The sequence below is a fragment of the Dictyobacter arantiisoli genome (assembly GCF_008326305.1).
Lineage (GTDB): Bacteria > Chloroflexota > Ktedonobacteria > Ktedonobacterales > Ktedonobacteraceae > Dictyobacter > Dictyobacter arantiisoli.
The window spans coordinates 1-18,578 of the sequence record NZ_BIXY01000046.1 but is presented as its reverse complement, the minus strand read 5'-3'; the positions used below and the strand labels follow the sequence as shown (position 1 = coordinate 18,578).

Annotated in this window: 12 protein-coding genes; 7 read left to right on the top strand and 5 right to left on the bottom strand. The window is 52.3% G+C overall.

The features are described from left to right. Positions 1 to 95: 95 nt before the first annotated feature. From F1593_RS15670 to F1593_RS15660, 3 genes are all read right to left on the bottom strand, one after another. Positions 96 to 2,417 carry a peptidase domain-containing ABC transporter gene (locus F1593_RS15670; protein ID WP_216368878.1) on the bottom strand — a complete coding sequence of 774 codons (2,322 nt, stop codon included), beginning with the start codon at positions 2,415 to 2,417 and terminating at the stop codon, positions 96 to 98. Beyond that, positions 2,418 to 3,002, bottom strand: a complete 585-nt coding sequence (locus F1593_RS15665; protein WP_149402505.1) for a hypothetical protein — start codon at positions 3,000 to 3,002, stop codon at positions 2,418 to 2,420. 465 nt (positions 3,003 to 3,467) lie between these two features. Then, on the bottom strand, positions 3,468 to 5,702 hold the full coding sequence (locus F1593_RS15660) for a sensor histidine kinase (RefSeq protein ID WP_149402504.1): 2,235 nt from the start codon (positions 5,700 to 5,702) through the stop codon (positions 3,468 to 3,470). A gap of 272 nt (positions 5,703 to 5,974) precedes the next feature. Between F1593_RS15660 and F1593_RS15655 the strand changes: the two genes are divergently transcribed. The 3 genes from F1593_RS15655 (at position 5,975) to F1593_RS15645 (ending at position 8,667) form a co-directional block, all read left to right on the top strand. After that, positions 5,975 to 6,862, top strand: a complete 888-nt coding sequence (locus F1593_RS15655; RefSeq protein WP_149402503.1) for a sensor histidine kinase — start codon at positions 5,975 to 5,977, stop codon at positions 6,860 to 6,862. Between the two features lie 5 nt (positions 6,863 to 6,867). Then, positions 6,868 to 7,581, top strand: coding sequence for a response regulator transcription factor (locus F1593_RS15650; protein WP_149402502.1), 714 nt, complete (start codon positions 6,868 to 6,870; stop codon positions 7,579 to 7,581). Between the two features lie 207 nt (positions 7,582 to 7,788). Then, positions 7,789 to 8,667: a DUF6585 family protein gene (locus F1593_RS15645; protein ID WP_149402501.1), complete on the top strand. Its 879-nt coding sequence runs from the start codon at positions 7,789 to 7,791 to the stop codon at positions 8,665 to 8,667. Positions 8,668 to 8,755: 88 nt separating this feature from the next. Here the strand turns inward: F1593_RS15645 and F1593_RS28370 are convergent, their stop codons facing one another. After that, positions 8,756 to 8,920: a hypothetical protein gene (locus tag F1593_RS28370; protein ID WP_172632148.1), complete on the bottom strand. Its 165-nt coding sequence runs from the start codon at positions 8,918 to 8,920 to the stop codon at positions 8,756 to 8,758. A 173-nt stretch (positions 8,921 to 9,093) separates the two neighbouring features. Here F1593_RS28370 and F1593_RS15640 point away from each other — a divergent pair, with 173 nt between their 5' ends. The 4 genes from F1593_RS15640 (at position 9,094) to F1593_RS15625 (ending at position 17,988) form a co-directional block, all read left to right on the top strand. After that, on the top strand, positions 9,094 to 10,698 hold the full coding sequence (locus F1593_RS15640; protein ID WP_172632147.1) for a DUF2397 family protein: 1,605 nt from the start codon (positions 9,094 to 9,096) through the stop codon (positions 10,696 to 10,698). A gap of 53 nt (positions 10,699 to 10,751) precedes the next feature. Then, the gene (locus tag F1593_RS15635) at positions 10,752 to 12,119 is read left to right on the top strand and encodes a TIGR02678 family protein (RefSeq protein ID WP_149402499.1); all 1,368 of its coding nucleotides are present in this window, start codon (positions 10,752 to 10,754) and stop codon (positions 12,117 to 12,119) included. A 71-nt stretch (positions 12,120 to 12,190) separates the two neighbouring features. Continuing rightward, a complete protein-coding gene (locus F1593_RS15630) occupies positions 12,191 to 16,618 on the top strand; it encodes a TIGR02680 family protein (RefSeq protein ID WP_149402498.1) in 4,428 nt (1,475 codons plus the stop codon). After that, on the top strand, positions 16,615 to 17,988 hold the full coding sequence (locus F1593_RS15625) for a TIGR02679 family protein (protein ID WP_172632146.1): 1,374 nt from the start codon (positions 16,615 to 16,617) through the stop codon (positions 17,986 to 17,988). Before F1593_RS15630 ends, F1593_RS15625 begins: the two co-directional genes overlap by 4 nt. Here F1593_RS15625 and F1593_RS15620 read toward each other — a convergent pair. Continuing rightward, on the bottom strand, positions 17,972 to 18,217 hold the full coding sequence (locus tag F1593_RS15620) for a hypothetical protein (RefSeq protein WP_149402496.1): 246 nt from the start codon (positions 18,215 to 18,217) through the stop codon (positions 17,972 to 17,974). The two genes, F1593_RS15625 and F1593_RS15620, sit on opposite strands and share 17 nt — an antisense overlap. Between the last annotated feature and the right edge of the window lie 361 nt (positions 18,218 to 18,578).

The window sequence follows — 18,578 nt, the reverse complement described above, 5'->3', positions numbered from 1 at the left end:
AGCTCATTCCTTTTCATGGCCTGTCGCGCTCTTAAAAGATAAGTGCGGAGCGTACTTGAGATGAAAATAATTCTAATCCCAACTACGTATCAAGCTTAAAAAGGTTGCTCTTCCTCTTCGTTCTCCTCCATCTGGCTATACACCAGTTCGGCATAATAGCCATCCTGGCGCAACAGTTCATGATGAGTACCGCGCTCGACGATGCGTCCTCTGTCCAACACCAGGATCAGGTCGGCATGACGAACAGTACTCAGGCGATGCGCGATGATGATCTGGGTACAGGCAAGTTGCGCAAGATTCTGCTCCACGGTACGCTCGGTGACTACATCCAGTGAGCTGGTCGCTTCATCCAGCAGGAGAATGCGCGGACGATGAACAAGAGCACGTGCCAGGGCCAGGCGCTGGCGCTGTCCACCTGACAATGCATTCCCACCCTCCGCCACAAATGTCTCATAGCGCATTGGCATCACGTCAATATCATCATGTAAACAGGCCAGGCGAGCTGCCTCCATGACTTCTTCCAGCGTCACATCAGGATGTGCAAACGTAATATTCTGACGAATCGAGCCACTGAAGATAGCGGCATCCTGGATCACGACACCCATTTGCTCACGCACCGCCTGATAGTTCATTTTCTGGAGTGGAATATCATCAAAGCGAATCTCGCCGCTGGTCGGTTCATACAAACCGAGCAGTAATTTTCCCAGTGTACTCTTGCCTGATCCAGTCTGTCCCACAAGCGCGACCCGTTGTCCCGGCTCGATCACTAACGATAAATCGCTCAATACTTGCGGAAGTTGTGGATTATAGCGAAAACTCGTATGATCAAGCTCAATATGTCCGGTCAACCTGGGAGGCGGCTCGACGGACAGGATATCCTGCTCAGTCTTCGCGTCATAGACATCTCCGATACGCTCGATATGGGTACGCGCAATCTGTACATGGCTCATGCTTTCCACCAGCGCGGTCAAAGGAGCCAGGAAGGTCGCCGCCAGCACATTGAGCGCCAGCATAGTACCTAATTGCATCGTTCCATTCAATACCTGGATAGTCCCCAGCCAGAGCAGCAAGAGCGGTGAGAGAATTTGTAATAACGACATAAAAGAATCCACAATCGAGGTATAGGTGTTAAGACGATTAGCAATATTCAATTGATTATAGAAATTGTTAGCCCATTGCTGAAAGGCTTGCATTTCATAACCAGCAGATTTGACAGTTTCAACGCTCATCAGTAGCTCTGTCACATATCCCTGAGCTTTACCGGCCGCCTCCAATTCTTGCTTGGAAAAACGGAGAATCGTCCGATTAGACGCCAGCATGAGAATAATCTGAATAAAACCAATCGCCAGTACCAGCACCCCAAACGACCAGGACTGCCAGAAAAGCACAAACATATAGACAATCACCAGTGCGCCATCCAACAGGCTGGCAACTAATTGAGTACTGATCAGCTGACGTACCACACTATTACTGGAAACACGTGTCATCATATCTCCACTGGAACGTTGCTGGAAAAAGTCCAGTGGCAGATGCAGCAGATGCTCAAAAAAATTGGGCAACATCTTGGTATCAATACGATTCTGCAAGTAAATGACCAGTAAAGCGCGTAAGAAGAGAACCAGACTTTCCCCAATGATCAATACAATCATACCCAGTCCCAGAATGGGCATCACGGTGGTAAGATGCAGTGGTAAGATCTGATCAATAATTACTTTGGTCAATAATGGCACGACCAGACCAAAACCCTGAAGCAATAAGGAAGCCAGGAAGACCTGTATCAGCACGCCGGGAGCGCGTTTGATATATTGAGCACCATACGAACGCAGGGTAAACGTGCGTTTGTCCCCCTGGTGAGAAAAATTAGTGCCAGGCTCCATCATCAGGATAACGCCAGTGAAACCATCATTGAACTGTTCAGCGGTCAGGCGCTTGCGTCCCGAGGAAGGATCTATCACGTCCACGTATTGGGGAGTCCAACGCTCGACCACAATAAAATGATTGAATTCCCAATGCACAATCGCTGGCAAGGTCACGAAGCGGAAATCGTTTTGTTGGATAGAGATAGCACGCACCCGTAAGCCATAGTTGCGGGCTGCCTGGACGATCACGCGGGCGGAAAGCCCATCTCGCCCGATGTCATATTGTCTGCGAATATCATTGACGCTCGTTTTGCGGCCATAATAGCAAAGCAGCATCGCCAGACAGGCCGCCCCACACTCAACAATATTCATCTGTGTAATTACAGGAACTTTTTTCTGGCGCAAGAACCTGAAGCGTTCTTCCCAATCGCCTGGATGAGGGAAAAGGGCCAAAATGCCCCGAGCACGCGTCCGGACAGCCTTATTTGATTGTGCCTGCTCATCTCTAGGACCTCGAGGCTCCTGTGAAGCGCCGTTTTGTTCTGCCATAGGTTGCATTTAGGAACCTCCCATCAAACCATCAAAAACAGGCAATAAAGAGAGCAAGCGTTGTGTGCCGGTCTGCAATTGCGCCTGAAGAGGGGTGCCGGAAAACAAACGATCATTGGCTGGCACAAGCACACGCATATGGGCTGCAACCGACGGCTCGGTTACCATTTGCGCCACGCTACATCCCAATTTATAATGCGTCTGAATAGCTTCCGGGCTCAACACCAATGGCTCTATGCTTGTGATAGTGCCATCATAATGTTGTCCGGATGAGCTAAATTGTGCTTTTCCAGGTATCCCGGCTCGCACATGGTTACTGGCATCGACCGGTACAAAGATCAGCACATTCACAACGCTCTGTTGTGCATTCACCCTCTGCTCACCTGACTGCACAATACCAGTCCCATTCACATAGACAGGCACACGCGCGAGCCAGGAAATCACACCACCTGCGATCACCAGCGCAAAAAGAATCCAGACAATGAGAAAGACAGGTGGAGACACAATGCGTGGCAGGACATCTTCTTCGCGCCTTTGCATGTAGTGTTGTAGGGCATGTTCGCGAAACAAAGGGCGTCTATTGTGTTGTGTCATAGTATCGTCATCCTAAGAAGTCTCAGAATAAGGAAACAAACAAAGGATACCATCCCTAAAAAGCTCAGGTACTTTTATCAATCGACACACTACTAAGCATATAAGTAGTACACTATTGATGATTCACAGTCAAGCTGATCCCTACACTATAACTAAGCATTCTCCTGATATAGCATATACTGACGCCATTGTCAGCAATGCTCGCTGGTAGGCAGGAGGGAAGAGGGCAATACGCTTCAATAAGCCATGCTCCTATAGGAGCACCCTGAACCATGAAATGGGAGCGATGTAGGTGCGTGCCGAGGTCGCAACCGAGGTGCGCTTTCCCGTTCACGTACCACCCTCTCGCCCCAACGCGCTGACATGATGGGATCTGAGCCTACGGGTGCGCTTGGCCGTACGAGACGAGCATCCGCGTCGTGTTCATACCCATATCACACCCATTTCCAGTACCCCAACATATGCTTACCTGTCAAGATCCACAAGCAACGGTAATGCAATATGGAAGGTGCTTCCCTGGTTTTCTCGCGACTCAAACCAGATTCGCCCTTCATGCCGCTCGATCAGCTCCCGACAAAGATATAATCCCAGTCCTGTACCACTGATATTACGAGCGTTATCAGCACGCACAAAACGTCCAAAGATGTGCGCCTGCTGCTGAAGTGGAATCCCAATTCCATGATCTTTGATAGCTATATATCCTACCTGTTGCGCGGCATCTTGCGTAATCTCAATTTCAATGAGACCACCAGCGGGGCTATATTTAATCGCATTATTAATAATGTTGGCCAATACCTGCTCGATACGGCGCTGATCAGCATTGGCAATCAGATAATCGGTCAGACTGGTCATCTGTAATTGATGATGTTGCGTGCTTGCCTGAATACGCTTCAACACGCGCCGTGTAAGCGCGACCATATCGGAGGGTTCCAGGTGGAGTTCCAGACGTCCAGCATGTAAGCGTGTGACATCCAATAGATCTTCAGTTAGCTCGACCAGACGCATTGTGGATTGGTCAATATCTTGTAAGGATTCCATTTGCCAGGCCTCTAACGTCGATCCATTGCCACGCAAGGTCTGTACAACCAGCATCTGCGCGGCTCCCCGCAGGATCGCCAGCGGTGTACGCAACTCGTGAGCCGCAATCCCAATGAAGTCATCCTTCAGACGTTCTGCTTCTTTTAATGCCGAGACATCCTGATGAACGACAATCGCTGCAATTTCGTCTTCGCTAACGCCTGATCTATCAGCAGGGCTGGCATGATGGTTGATAGTGAGCTTACCCTCCGCCAGAGCAATCGCATTGACCAGGACGGGGAGGGTTGTCCCATCCGCATAATGAATGACTTCCTGGTGCTGATAGATGGTTTCGCGCTTTTGCACGGCCCGCAAGGTTGCTAGTTGTGCAAACGGCAAAGGACGGCCATCATCCATAAAAATGCTGATCTGATTCTCGTCTAAGAACTCTTGCATTGGCTTATCGCGCGGCCATTCCGCTCCCCAGACGGTTTTAGCCGCCTGGTTTGCCAGGACCAGGCGGGCATCTTTCCCACGCACCAGATAGACGCTACTGGGCAGTTCATCCAATATCGTCTGTAACAATGAGCGTTGTGCCTCGGTCTCCGCATGAATGCGTTGTTCTAGCATGAGACGCTGTGCTTCCGTCACATCATGCCATACTACAACGGCCTGTGGGAATAGCTTGGTACGCTGCTTCTGGGACAAATTACCCAGAGGAGCCGAACGGCGTGTAAATTCTGGAAAGTGGAGCGGGGTTGCTCTGACAACATATTCACGCTTCTCCTGATGATCATCAGGAACCTGCACCGAGAGAGTATTAGCAGGCTGTCCCGCTAATGCTCTGGCCGCCGGGGCATACAACATCTCTTCCAGCGCCTGCGTATGACCATCCTTCAGGAGACGCTCACGCATGTGCCGGGCACGGGCATTCTCGCGCACAATGCAACTATTCTGGTCGACCAGCGTCACACCATCAGCAATCTCTTGAAAGACCGCATTCACCTCTTGCGCCTGCATATAGGTCGCCTGATAGAGGCGCGTATTTTCCAGAGCCACCGCTGCCTGAGCCGCCATGCCGACCAGTAAACGCTCATCATTTTCGGTAAACTGCTCCGGCTCGGGATGTCCCAACAACAGCCCGCCCAGTACGACTTGATCCCGATTCAACAGTGGCACACCCAGAAAACTACACATCGTCGGATGACCATGAGGCATGCCAATCGTTCGTAATCCATCCGCTGGCACCTGCCCATGGGCAAACTCAAAGGCCGCCGCCCGCGCCTCATTCCGCCTGACACCATATTCTGTCGTACTCTCATGCATCAGGCGTGGAATATTCCCGATTCGCACTGCAACACCATGCCTGAAAATGGGACCCAGTAATCCTTCTCCCCCGAGGCGCAAATGGCGGAAATACTCATTTTCCTCCTCGGTGACCCCTACAATAGCAGCCAGATAAAAGAGGCTGCCTTCAGAAGGTGCGGTGATCTCACCTTGCTCGTTGGTAGGACGCAACGTAAAGGCAGCATAGGTCGCTCCAGTTAAGTCAACCGCTGTCTGAGCAATAAGATGGAGAAGACTGGCCTCATCGCGCTCACTCATCAAAGCGATACTGATACGGCTTAAAGCTTCAAAACGATCCGCCTCGGAAGAAGCAGTCTTCTGCTTGAATTGTCCCATAAAACTTCTCTTTTCCAGGCATTGTGATTACATTGTGACGCAACAAAGCCATTTTGCACTTCCCCTTTGCAGTGTAGCCATCTATAATCTATAGTAGAGCACAAGCGTATGACATGACAAGGGGTTTGTACCTCTTTCTGCCCATCACGCTGGCTTTTTGAACCTGAGCATGGAGATGTCGGACTGGCAATTCTTTTTGACATCATCACGCTCAATAGCTTATAACCAGCGTCAAACATCTGCAAGCCACAGACAATGCTGGGGGAAAAAATATGACACAGCATCAGGAAGAAGCAGCGCAGGAAGGAACCACACTCCCAATCAACAGTCCTGATGTCTTTTTGCCGACGGAACTGCTCGCCACTCTCAGCCACGAGCTACGCAGTCCCCTGGCGATCATTAAAGGATATGTTACCTCCCTCTTACTGTATGACCAGATGATCACACCAGAGGAACGTCTCGACTTCCTGCACAGCATCAATGAGGGTAGCGACCGTCTGGCTCAAACAATTGATCGTATCCTGGAACTGACGCAACTGGAAAATGGATCAGTGATCATACGACCGGCCCTGGTAGACCTGTTCCAGCTCTTGCGGACAGTAACAGAAGAGGTTGAACAGGAACAAGCTATCCTGCAACGTGAGCATGCCGTGAACCTGCGGCAAATACAGGCGGATGGCACGACAACGGCTGAAGATTATCTGGTCCTGGCCGAACAGCCACGCCTGCATACAGCCTTTAAGAACCTGCTGGATAATGCATTTAAATATTCACCGACTGGCAGTCCTATCGATATTACCATCATGCCTGTACAGAGGGAGCAAGTGAGCAAGCACTTGAAGCCATCACTAAATGGCCGCGCAGACACTTCTGAACTGCTTTCCGTAACCATTCGCGATTATGGCAACGGCATTCCTCCTGACCAGTTGGAACGTATTTTTGAACGCCTGCATCGGATCGAGATGAATCTGATCCATGAGATACATGGGCTGGGTCTGGGCTTAACGATCAGTAAACATATTATAGAATTGCATCACGGTACGATCTGGGCGGAAAGCACATTGGGAAGCGGAAGCACCTTCTCTGTGATTTTACCACGCACCACAGAGACAACGCTGGCCCAAAACACATACTTAATACACAATACAGTAAAGGATTGAGTTCGATGACCTCAAAAAAAACCACTATTTTAACAGCCGATGACGATCCACAGTTGTTACGCCTCGTTTCGCGTAACCTGGAATTCGATGGCTACGATGTGATCTCAGCCAGGGATGGACAGGAGGCATTGACACAGATTGAGCAGAGCCATCCTGATCTCGTCCTGCTGGATGTCATGATGCCTAAAATGGATGGGCTGACCGTGTGCCAGCAGGTACGCGAGTTCTCTGCTGTGCCGATCATCATTATTACCGCACGCGGTCAGGATAGCGATAAAGTCAAGGGACTCGATCTGGGCGCGGATGATTATTTGACGAAGCCGTTTAGTATCGAAGAATTACTGGCTCGCGTCCGCGCTGTGCTACGTCGTACTAACTTCTTAACACCCGAGCAGCCCCATGCCGTTCGCACCATTACCACCATTGGCGATGTAACCATCGACTACGCCCAGCGCAAAGTCACCATTCACGAACAAGAAATCATCCTCACCCCAACGGAATACCGCATCTTATCCTATCTGATCCAAAATGCGGGCCGTGTCATCACGCAGGATCTCCTGCTCGAACATGTCTGGGGCAACGAATATGTCGGCGAAAGCCACATGCTTCAGGTCAACGTCAACCGCCTGCGCCGCAAGATCGAACCTGATCCCGCTCATCCGCGCTACATCATAACCAAACCTGGCATTGGCTACCAATTCGCCACTAATCCCTCCTGAGCGCCTCGACCAACTTCCTATCATCCATTGAAAAGCAAGAGGGCTGGGCGGCAATCCCGCCCCTCCTTCCCTCCCTCGCTTGCTTGCTTACACGCATAACAGATAGCTCGTTTCCAGACTCAAAGTAATACCCATCATATATGCAATAGATTGATAGTGCTATAATACGACAAATGGTAGGTCTTACGAACGGAGGCTAGGCAAAGCGTGAAGTCACAGCAAGATACTCAGAATGTCGATAGCGAATCTTCCCCACCCTTCTATGCGGAAGTCCAACAATTAGCCAGCGATCATAACCTGGGTCCACGATGCTCATCTTATGCCCAATCGACCACCAGCGGCACACGTGTACTCGTTAACGCCATTGTCTGGTTTGCAGTGAGCCTGCTGGGGCTCTTCTTTTTAATTGATGCACTACGTAAAATTCCATTACAGTCGACTTTAAGCGATCCACCAACATTGCGCTCAATCGGGGCAATCGGAGTAATTAGTCTGGTTGTACTCTTTGGCTGCTTTTTACAGGGATGGCGCAATCTACGTGAATATCAATATCATCAACGTGAACAGGTTCATATCTTTGAGGATGGTTTTGTGTGTCTGGAGGGACGTAACCATGCCTATGCGCTACGCTGGGACGAGATTGAGAGCCTGATGCGTGGGACACTGGACCCCAAACATCCCCAACGAGTCTCACGCGACAATCTCTCATTTATGACTGATAAAGATATTGTGATCATCTTTGAACCAAAAGTGCAGCAACGTATGCAACTGTGCGATGAGATTGAACAAGCCTACACCGATTATCGCCGGCCCGGCATGCTTGAACTCTATAACCTCGGCGAGGATTTAGAATTCGGCAATCTGATCCTCAATGAGGAAGGCATCACTCATATCCACCCCAATAACGAGGAGGAGGATATGCTGGCCTGGGATGAAATCGCGCATATTGAGGTTGGCCCCACCTATACACGCATCACCTCACAGCTGAAAGGCGCTACGCCCTGGTTTGAAGAGTTGACCGCCGATGTAGATAACGCGCTCATACTAAAAGAATTGCTCTCTATTCTTCACAATGAAACAGTATAGGCTGTTAACGTTAACGACGTGTTCAAACACCAGTCGCAAGCCCGTTATCCGCAAGGATCACAGATAGACGGGCTCCCTACCACATGTATTAATGATAATAGAACAGGATGTGTACATAGGGGATCTGCGAGCCAATGGCAGAGATGGGCGAACCATTGATATTCAAGGTCAAGGTGCGCTGATCGAGGGCTGTACGGTATAACAGAAGGCCCGATCCCTTGCGGTCGGGCTTTCTTTGCATATCTTGTTTCATCCCAAAAAACCTATATCCGTAGGCTCGCCTCGATCAATCCAAAAATAGGTAGTAATTCCTATTGCCAAACCATTCAGGAAGCATGATATAATAAGGCTTCAAGATGGTTAGCCTGGATAAGCACAGCGGCACGGCAATAATAATATAGGATGGTGGAAAGGGCGTTTAGAGATTTGTCAACTATAGATATTACGGCAGAAAACAATATATCCACAACAGCATTTAATCTTACCGACAGATTGCCCATATTCAGTTATCTGGTTTCATCGAATCGTGTCAACTGGTATCGCCATATCATGCGCACCTTCTGGCACAGCCATCGTAATCTCTATCGCTACCAGTTGACAGCCCACGAGGTGCGGGATGCGGTACGCGAGCAGCTTGACCCTACTTATACACTTGAACAATGTCAGAATGATCTGACGGCCCTGAAAGAATGGGGCAATGTGACCACTATTTACGATTCAAGTCGTGCTACCTCTATCGCCAGTTTCCTTTCGCCTGCCTTGCTCTATCAGGCTACCCCTGAAGCAATGTCTATCGAGACGTTTCTGGCCGAGCAGGCGCGTGCAAACGCCGCCAGTGGTTCTCTGCGCCAGGGTGATCTGGATCGACTCTGGCAAGCCTTACAACGCGTTGACGAGACCCTACAATTGCCAGCAGCGTCCCTGACAACCACTCAGACGCGAGAGCTGGCAGAGGAATGGCAGCGCGCCTTTGAGATCTGGAATACGATGGCGCGGGAAGCCGCCCAGTATCTGGCAAATATGATCAGTGCCTCGCAACTCAGCAAGCCTGAAATTGAGGCCTATCAACAGTATAAAGCGGCTGTGGTGGCCTATGTGCATGGTTTCGCACAGGCACTGACCCACTATGGTCCCCGCATTCGCGAGCAGATACGCGTATGGCATGTCTCAGGCCAGCAAGAACGCCTGATCAGCATCATCGCCGCCCATCTTGATCCACCCGCTCTCAACATGGAACAGATGCGCCCGCTTGAAGAGATAGAACAGGATGCTCGCCATCAGATGGATGCGCTGGTACTCTGGTTTGCACCAGGCAAAAACGCCGATTCATTCCGTCGCAATGCGCTGGCCGAGGTGGATAAGGTGGTTCGGCGTGCGGCAGCCCTGGCTGCGGCGGCCCGTCCAAATGCCAACTATGCCAATCAGCTTAATACCCTGGCCCATCAACTCCTGCGCGCCCGGGATGGCGAGACGGCGCAACAGCTCTTTGCTCTCGCCTTTGCCAATCAGCTCCCCATGCATCTCCCAGAAGGGCTGGCCGGAACACCCAGCGATAGCTATCAACAGGATCAAACCTCGGCCTGGCTGGATGATCCTCGTAAAATACTCTATCTGCGACCAGTCAATCGCGCGGGACGCAACGAACTGCCGCATGAAGATCCCATCATTGATAATCGCACCATTATCCGCCATTTGATTGTGCAGTATGAACAAAAAATCCAGGAACAACGCGAATATTTCGCACGCCTTTTCTCCTCAACCCAACTCGACATCGGCGCACAGCCCATCCTAGAACCAGCCATGCGCGATCTGCTCCTGGAAGTGATCGATAGCTGCCTGAGCCATCATGAACAGCAATTTCGCGCCCCGGATAACAGTGTCGTGGTACTGCTCAATCCACGTGAAACCACCTATACGCTCCTCCAGGCCACTGATGGCCTGGTGTTTCTGCCGCGTTACCTTCTGGAACGACGCGCCGGTACAACGCGGCCCGACAGCTATGTGCCAGAACAAGACGGGCAGATAGAATAAATTTAGCCATTTAGCTCCACAGTTACAGGACACAGACGTAGAGAGGATTGGGAATGGTCGAACAAGTGCCACAGGAAGTTCAGGCAATACAACAAGAAGAGTTAGCGCAGGAACCAATCACAAGCCAACGTACCATGCTTGCCAGGGATAATACACAGCCAGCCAGCAGCGATATCATTAAAGCACATGTGACGCTGCTGGAACACAGGGTCTTGCTCTCCACACAAGGAGATCATTTTCGCCTGGTCCAACATCATTATCATCGTTTGCAAAGCTGGCATGATCGACATACAGGCTGGCGCATTCAGCGTAGCAGCACGGTGATGCGCTTGATTCGCACTCTGAGCACAACCACGCCGGGCTATCTCTATGAACGCATCAAAGAGCCACGTGACTTTGCCTGCCTGACCTGGATTCTCTGGTATGCCGAACAGCGTCAGCTAAGTGGACGCGGCAATGATCAGCAATTTCTGCTCTCACACCTGGCGGAACAAATTCAAGAGCAATCGGCTCAGGAGGCGGAAGGCAATGAGCCATTCGATTTTCGCCGCCCCGGGGATCGCTATAGCATTCAGCGGGCGTTGAACTATCTTGAAGGGTTGGGAGGACTACAACTGGTGGATGGACAGACGCGTGAATGGGTGGAACAATCCCCCGATGCCGATGTGCTGTATGAATTTACTGATATTGCACGCTCGCTCGTTTCCTCGTTGGATGCCCGGCGCGTGACGCAAGTGGCCCAACGACTCAATGATCCACATACAAGCATCCAACCGACGTACATCGCCGAAAATGATACGACACAACCGCTGGCGCGTGCCTGGCGCGTCCTCTTGCTTGGTCCGGCCTTCTGTAAATTTGATGATCCAGTAGCCTTTCATGCCCTGCAACAGCAAAGCTCACAGATCGCAGAAGAACTCTTGAATACTTTTGGCTGGCTCTTAGATCTTCAGCGCGACTACGCCTGTATTGTGCGCCCGGCTGGTAGCTCCAGCGGCCCGGTAAACCTGCTCACACCCTATGGAAGCAACGATCAAATCGCTCTCTTGCTCTGTAACGCGTTGCGCGAACAGGTTCGCAGCGGCACATGGAATACGCCCGACTCCTATGGTTGTGTCGTCGTCGCCACCGAGGATATGGTCCAGCTTTTTGATGCGGTACGTGAACGATATGGAGAAAATTGGGGCAATGAGGCGCGCCATAAAAGCGCCCAAAGCCTGCTGAACGATGTCTATCGCAAAATGCGTCAGCTTGGCGTAATGCGCGGACCAGATGCCAGTGGACACCTGCTCATCCTCCCAACGGCGGCTCGCTTTAAAGCCAGCTACGATAAATTTGAAGAACAGGAAAAGAGTAATCCCCGTACGCGCAACAAGGCAAACACAAAACGAAAAAAAGATCAGGCGCCTCAGGCCCATTAGAGCTTTAAGCGGATAGCACATAGGTAGTTTAGGGATACTTCACTGAGATAAGACAAGGATAGATAAGATAGATGCAAAAAACATTTGAGGATTTTGTAGCTCAGGCACCCGGCAGCAATGGCAGCCGGGCTACCAGCGCCGAGGCGCAAATCACCACCTTCGTCACTATGCTTCAAGCTCTGGATGGCGGCCCGAAGGGCTATCGCCTGCGCCGTATCATCCTGACAAATTTCTGGCTTTATGGGCGACAGGAATTCGAGATTCCCCACGGACGTGTCTTTCTGGCTGGCGAAAATGCCAGCGGCAAATCAACCGTCCTGACAGCCGCCCTGCCCCTTGGCCTGGATGGCGATCTGCGCCCCAATCGTCTGGATACCTTTGGTGGACGAGAACGACGGATCGAATATTATGTGCTTGGTGGTACCGAATCAGCCACGCCCTTTAGCCACGAACGCCGCACTGCCTATATCGCCCTGGAATTTGAATGGTGCGACGATGAACATCCTCCTATCGCCCCGGAGATACGCCAGCGCTGGGAAAATGGAGATCGGATCTCGACGCGCTTTTTGACCATCGGGGTGAGCATTGCTGGCAACGCGAATACGACAGAACGTATCCGCCCCCTGCGCTTCTTGATCACGGACGGTTCACGACTGGGCCATGAACTGGACACGGTCTATGAAACCGGGAATCACCATGAGCAGCGTGCGTACGATCACTTGCGCTTTAAGCAGGTTATGGAAGGCCATGGCATTATCTGCGATTCACAGGCAGATTATGAACGACAGGTGGCACGCTATGTCTTTGGTTATGAGGATATCAAAGACTTTGAAAAGCTTATCAATCTGTTGCTGGTGCTGCGCCGACCGAATCTAAGTACTGAACTGAACTTTTCACGTGTGCATGACTATTTGAAAATGTCGCTGCGCAAGATTCCTGGTGAAACCACCTCACGCGTCATCGGCACAATCGAACGCATCGACGCGATCCAGAATGAGATTGAACATATTCAAGAAGCCTATAATTCTGCCGACCGTATTCATGGCAGCCGTCAACAACTGGCACTGGCCCGCACCCGTCTGGCGGCCTGCGAATATATAGTCGCACAACTGGCTGAAGACGCGATCCTACAACGTGTCAATCGCCTGCGTCGCGATCTACGTAACGCCAGCAATGACCTTACCCAGGCCGCTGACCTGATCGAGGAGCGAAAAACTGAACAATCGCAGGTCAGCGGACAGATCAATGCCCTGGAAGCCAGCGAAGGATTACAGGTAGCAACCCAATTGACAGCGGTGCGTGAACGTCTCCAGGAAATCGAGATTCAGCTCAAGCTCCAGGAACAAAATCGTGCCGCCGCGCAACAATCCATTCGCGAAATCAGCACGCATCTCGCACAACAACAGACCCACTTTGAGCAACTTAACATGGATAATCAACGCCAGTTACAAACCCTGACCACGATCGCTCGCGATGAAGCCTGGTGGGAACTGGCAGTCTTTCAATTAGATGAAGCTCAACAGCAACTCGCCGCCTGCACAGCGGAATCTCAGCATGCGCCAGAGATTCCTAGAGCTTTGCACACACTGAGCGGAGAAATCACGGAGGAGCGTATTCACTGGCTGCAACGGCTGGAAGACCTCCAGAAACAGGGCGAGAAACTCGATGCGCAGGTCCAAAACGCCCGCAATCTGGAGGGCACCCGTTTCCAGGAACTCGATGAGGCCCGACGGCACTTCCAGGATGCATGGGATCGCTGTGAAACAGCCTGCCAGACACTCCATAATCTGCTCATCCCCTTTATCACTGACGAGAGACTCTCCGAAATGCTGGCCGAGATTGATAGCTCGACCGAAGAGGCTCGCGATGAAGAAGAGACCTCCACACAGATCGCTGTCGCGCAGATTTCCACTGCCCTGACAGCCTATCGCACGTTGATTGAGACGCTCGAAAATGATCTGGCTGAAGCACTGGACACGGCACAGGGCGAACTCAGTGAGCTTCAGATGCTGGTCGGTGGCAAACAACAAGAAATCGCTGCCTTCCAGGAACGCTATCAGCAAAAGCTGGCTGAACCAGAATACACGCCCACCAGTTCGGAACGCCGCCAGCAGGCCCGCGCCAGCCTCAGTCAGCACGGCATCACAGCCATCCCTCTCTATGCCCTCCTCGACTTCGTTCCCGGAACGTCCGAAGTGGATGCCGGTCATGTCGAGCAAGCATTAGAAGATGCTGGACTCCTTGATGCGTTGGTGATATCCCCCACTCAGATATCCCAGGCGGACAGTCTATTAAGTGCCGAGGGGCTCAGCGATAGCCGCCTGGACCTGCTCACTATCCAACACAAATATGCGGAGAACAACCATCCAGCTGGCAATCAGCGGCAATTGCTCCGCCTTGATCCCGCCTTATCCGGCCGCGCCGATATCACACACTGGGAAATGCTTACCGATCACCTGCTCAAAGTGCTCCAATACGCCACGGGTTCAACCACGGAGGGTAACTTCCATCTAGACGACTCTGGACAGTGGACGCACGGTTTATTGAAAGGACAGGCTGGTCCAGGTCTGGCAAAATATATTGGACAGGCGACGCGTATCCGGGCGCGCCAGCGCGAAATCGCCGCTCTCGATATCCACAAAGCCCGGCTGGAAGCCGATTTAAACGAGATCATCACCCGGCTGATCGCCTATGAACAACAGATAGAACAGATCCAGACCCAACAATCTCAACTGCGCAAGCTCTTCTCACAGAGCGGCCTGGAAACATCCTATCCCGAACTGACGCAGACACGCCTGACATTGGAAAATAGCCGCGAAAAATATCAAAAAGCCCACCAACAAACGCAAGAGTTGCGGCAACGCTACAATGCGCTGCTGGTAAAACTGGAACAGAGCAGCGAAGGCAACCATGCGCTAATCAGCGATCCCAGACGCATCCAGATCGCGCTCCTCGCTATGATTCGCTTAAAAAATCAGGCCCAGACCGTCCTCAATCAGCTCAATGCCATCGGGCACATCTGGCGTGAATATCACAGCGAACGGGCAGCCCTGGAGCGGGCCGAGGCCAATGCCAGCAATGTCAGCAGCCTCTATGAACGCGTACGCACGCAGGCACTACAGATCCAGGCGGAACAGAGCGAACTCCAACAGATCGCCGCTGCCGCTGATGCAGAGGAGCTGAGCGAACGCCTGCATCGCTTACGTGAACGCCTCAACATCCTTAGCAGCGAACTCGAAACGGCGCGGCTCAACCATACCCGCATCGACGAACGCCTCAACAATCTCTCTACCACGCTCAGCGAGTTCGAGGAACAATTAGAGCTTGCCCAACAGAGCCGTCAGGAGAAACAAAGCTATCTATCAGCCAGCCTGAACGCGTATCCTGTCGAACAACTGCTGCACATCCTGCAAGCGATCACTGATGAAAATAAGAACTCTATGCAAGCCGCTCAACAACTATTGGGAGAGATCCAGCGCGAGAGCGAGGCCGCCGCACGCAAAGACCCCCTCGAAAATGAATACCGTGAAGCCTACAGCGCGCTCTCGCGTACTTTCAATCACGAACAATCAATCTTGCTCGAATATGGACCCGACATGGATGATCAGGGACAGGTCCACTTTCTCAACGAAAACAGAAGCCGCCCAATTGATCTACTGGAGATCCTGAGTGAACGTATCGAGCTTCAACGCACGCTACTGGGAGCGGAAGAACGCCAGCTATTCGAGGATTTCCTGCTACAGGAGATCGCCGAGACGATCCGCAGTCAGATCCTCGAAGCTGAAGAATGGGTACAGGAAATCAATCAAGTCCTCAGCAACCTGCCCATGATTGGAGAGCACTATTCCCTGCAATGGAAGCCACCGCACGATTATGATATGACCCGCCTGGGTAGCCATCTCGCCCAGCAGTATCGCCTGCTCCGCAAGTCGGCCCAGACTCTGACCCGTGAAGAGTCTGAGACGCTGATGAGTGCCTTCAGGAGAGAAATTGAAGCGGTACGCCTCAGACAACAGGAACATCCCGATACCAACTTTATGGAGGCCCTTGAGCAAGTCTTCGATTATCGCGAATGGTTCCATTTCGATGTCTGGGTCACACCGATTGGCGGACAGCGCCAGCGCCTGACTGATCGCGTGGCGGGCACCAGAAGTGGCGCGGAACAGCTCTTCGCGCTCTATGTGCCCCTCTTCGCCGCGCTGGGCGCACTCTATCGCAATGCCGCCCCAGGCGCACCTCGCCTGCTCTCCCTGGATGAAGCCTTTGACAAGGTCAGCGCCGCTAATACCCGGCGCATCATGGAATTCCTGGTCTCGCAGGATTTTCAATGGATCATGACCGGGCCACAGGTTAGCGGGACCGGCTCCCGCATCGCCGCCAGCGCCCGCTACCTGATGATCCATGAAAAAGGTTCACCCGTCGCCACCGCCTCGGCCTCCTTCTGGAGTGATCGTCAAGCGGATCAACAGGCGCTATCCACCGGAGAGGAGCAACATTGATATCTGGCGAAGCAGGCGAACGGGCCAGGCGTATTGCATGTGCTGAACGTGCCGCAACGTTTTTCCAGCAAGCCGCCCTGGCACGCTTGCTAGAGCTACTACGCCAAAAATATGTGGAACAGGGACAGGTAGGGGGTCAGGTGGTGTTAACAGCAAGTACCCAGGTGGAACGGCGTGAGCTGGCAAGCTTTCTTGCCAGACCGCCCTCTTATACAGACAATATCAAAGTCAGGCTCCGCGATATCGACACAGCCCTGCAAAACAGCGGCTTTAGCTGTACCCTGCCAGAAATGCTCGTCGCAGCCTTTCCAGCACAGGAACTTATCACTCGGCCTCAGCAGCGCGCAGCCAGAGCAGACCAGCAGGCACAATTTTATCAACAACTACTGGCGATACAACATGCCCTATCGGATACCACGCGTGGCGCTAGCTGGCTCCAACAAGGATCGCATGGCCTGCCATGGCTCTTCGCACGCTACAAAAACAGCCCCTCCGACGAACAACAGCAGCAACTCAAGCTCATCAAAAGTATCACCGAAGCTATCAACCAGCTACCAACACCCGATCAGCCAATGCGCCTCGCCATCTTTGCCCAGAGCATCAGCGGGAATCCCCATTATCTCGACGCCCCACAACCAGCCGGACGGCTCTTTTTACTGGCCCTGTCCGATCTCTATGGTCAAAATATGACCGCTGGCTTACAGGGCCGTGAACAGGAGCTACAGCTTTATCAAGAGGCCAACCTGCTGGTCGACACCATCTCATCCTCTGTCGCGGTCTTTAACCTCGCCAGCGCCACCTATCCAGCCGGGACAACGGATCAACTTATCAGCGCCGCAGGAGCGCGTACCCTGCTTTTGCCGCTCAGCCAGCTCACGCAATGGCAAACCTGTCGTGCAGCCCAACCAACCATCTTTGTACTCGAAAATCCCCAGGTCTTTGAAGAACTGGTCGCCAGCCTCCTTGCCGAGCAAGCAAGCAGACAAAACAGTACACACTGGCCCACCATCATCTGTACTGCTGGCTGGCCGAGTTTCGCTGCCATCAAACTCATAAAAATGCTCGTCACCAATACTGACAGCGCACACATCTATTATAATGGGGACTTCGACCTGAAAGGGCTACAAATCGCCAGCTATCTGTTAGAGCTCCATCCACAGCGCAGCCAACTCTGGCAGATGGATATCCAGGCGTATACCAGCGCATTACAAGCTGGTGGTATCCAGGCCAGTGCCAGCGATCTACAAAAATTGGGCCACTTTAGCGGCACATTTGCGCCCCTGAGCGCCCACATCCAGGCCACCGGCACATGGGCCTACCAGGAAGGTATCACCACGTTATTAATCAACGACATCAGGACAAGATACTAGCATGAAAAAAAGCATCGTAGGAGAAGGTATGATGAATGTCGAGAATACAGTCGGCAGCCTGTTGCTGTGCCAGGCCCCAGCGCCGCTCACCAATCTCGACGAAGTGTCGGCAGCCTTCGAATTCGGCCAGGGGCTTGCCACGCTCCTCTACATCCCGAATGCGGGCACGGGCACGGCGCAGTTTGAGATCAGTCGCGACAAAGATGGTTACCATGGAATGCCGATGCATCCGTAGAAGCCACCCTTCACGGGTGGAGGGGCATTGCCATCACGCCCCAAAGCCGCACCAGAGCAGGCGGGAAGGAGTGCCAGTGCGAGAGCGTCGTGGCCCTCCACCCGTGAAGGGTGGTTCCTACGGATGGCTCCTCTCGCCTTCATTCCTCTTCATGAAGCGGTATGGTAGTGCACCCAAAAAAACGCTTGCAAGCACGCCAGGATCCGTACCCAGACTCCGTCAGCAGGCAGGGTGTATGGTTTTCCGTCATCGAGACCCGGCCCTGTTTTCCCTCATCGTATCTGCAGAGGTGGGTGAGAAGGAGCCTGTCTTTCTGCGATATACTACCACGAAAAGGAGGGTGATGATCGTTTTC

Excerpts from the sequence above, each read along its gene's own strand:
- F1593_RS15670 (WP_216368878.1), bottom strand. The coding sequence starts at position 2,417 with ATGCAACCTATGGCAGAACAAAACGGCGCTTCACAGGAGCCTCGAGGT.
- F1593_RS15665 (WP_149402505.1), bottom strand. The coding sequence starts at position 3,002 with ATGACACAACACAATAGACGCCCTTTGTTTCGCGAACATGCCCTACAA.
- F1593_RS15660 (WP_149402504.1), bottom strand. The coding sequence starts at position 5,702 with ATGGGACAATTCAAGCAGAAGACTGCTTCTTCCGAGGCGGATCGTTTT.
- F1593_RS15655 (WP_149402503.1), top strand. The coding sequence starts at position 5,975 with ATGACACAGCATCAGGAAGAAGCAGCGCAGGAAGGAACCACACTCCCA.
- F1593_RS15650 (WP_149402502.1), top strand. The coding sequence starts at position 6,868 with ATGACCTCAAAAAAAACCACTATTTTAACAGCCGATGACGATCCACAG.
- F1593_RS28370 (WP_172632148.1), bottom strand. The coding sequence starts at position 8,920 with ATGAAACAAGATATGCAAAGAAAGCCCGACCGCAAGGGATCGGGCCTT.
- F1593_RS15635 (WP_149402499.1), top strand. The coding sequence starts at position 10,752 with ATGGTCGAACAAGTGCCACAGGAAGTTCAGGCAATACAACAAGAAGAG.
- F1593_RS15630 (WP_149402498.1), top strand. The coding sequence starts at position 12,191 with ATGCAAAAAACATTTGAGGATTTTGTAGCTCAGGCACCCGGCAGCAAT.
- F1593_RS15620 (WP_149402496.1), bottom strand. The coding sequence starts at position 18,217 with ATGCATCGGCATTCCATGGTAACCATCTTTGTCGCGACTGATCTCAAA.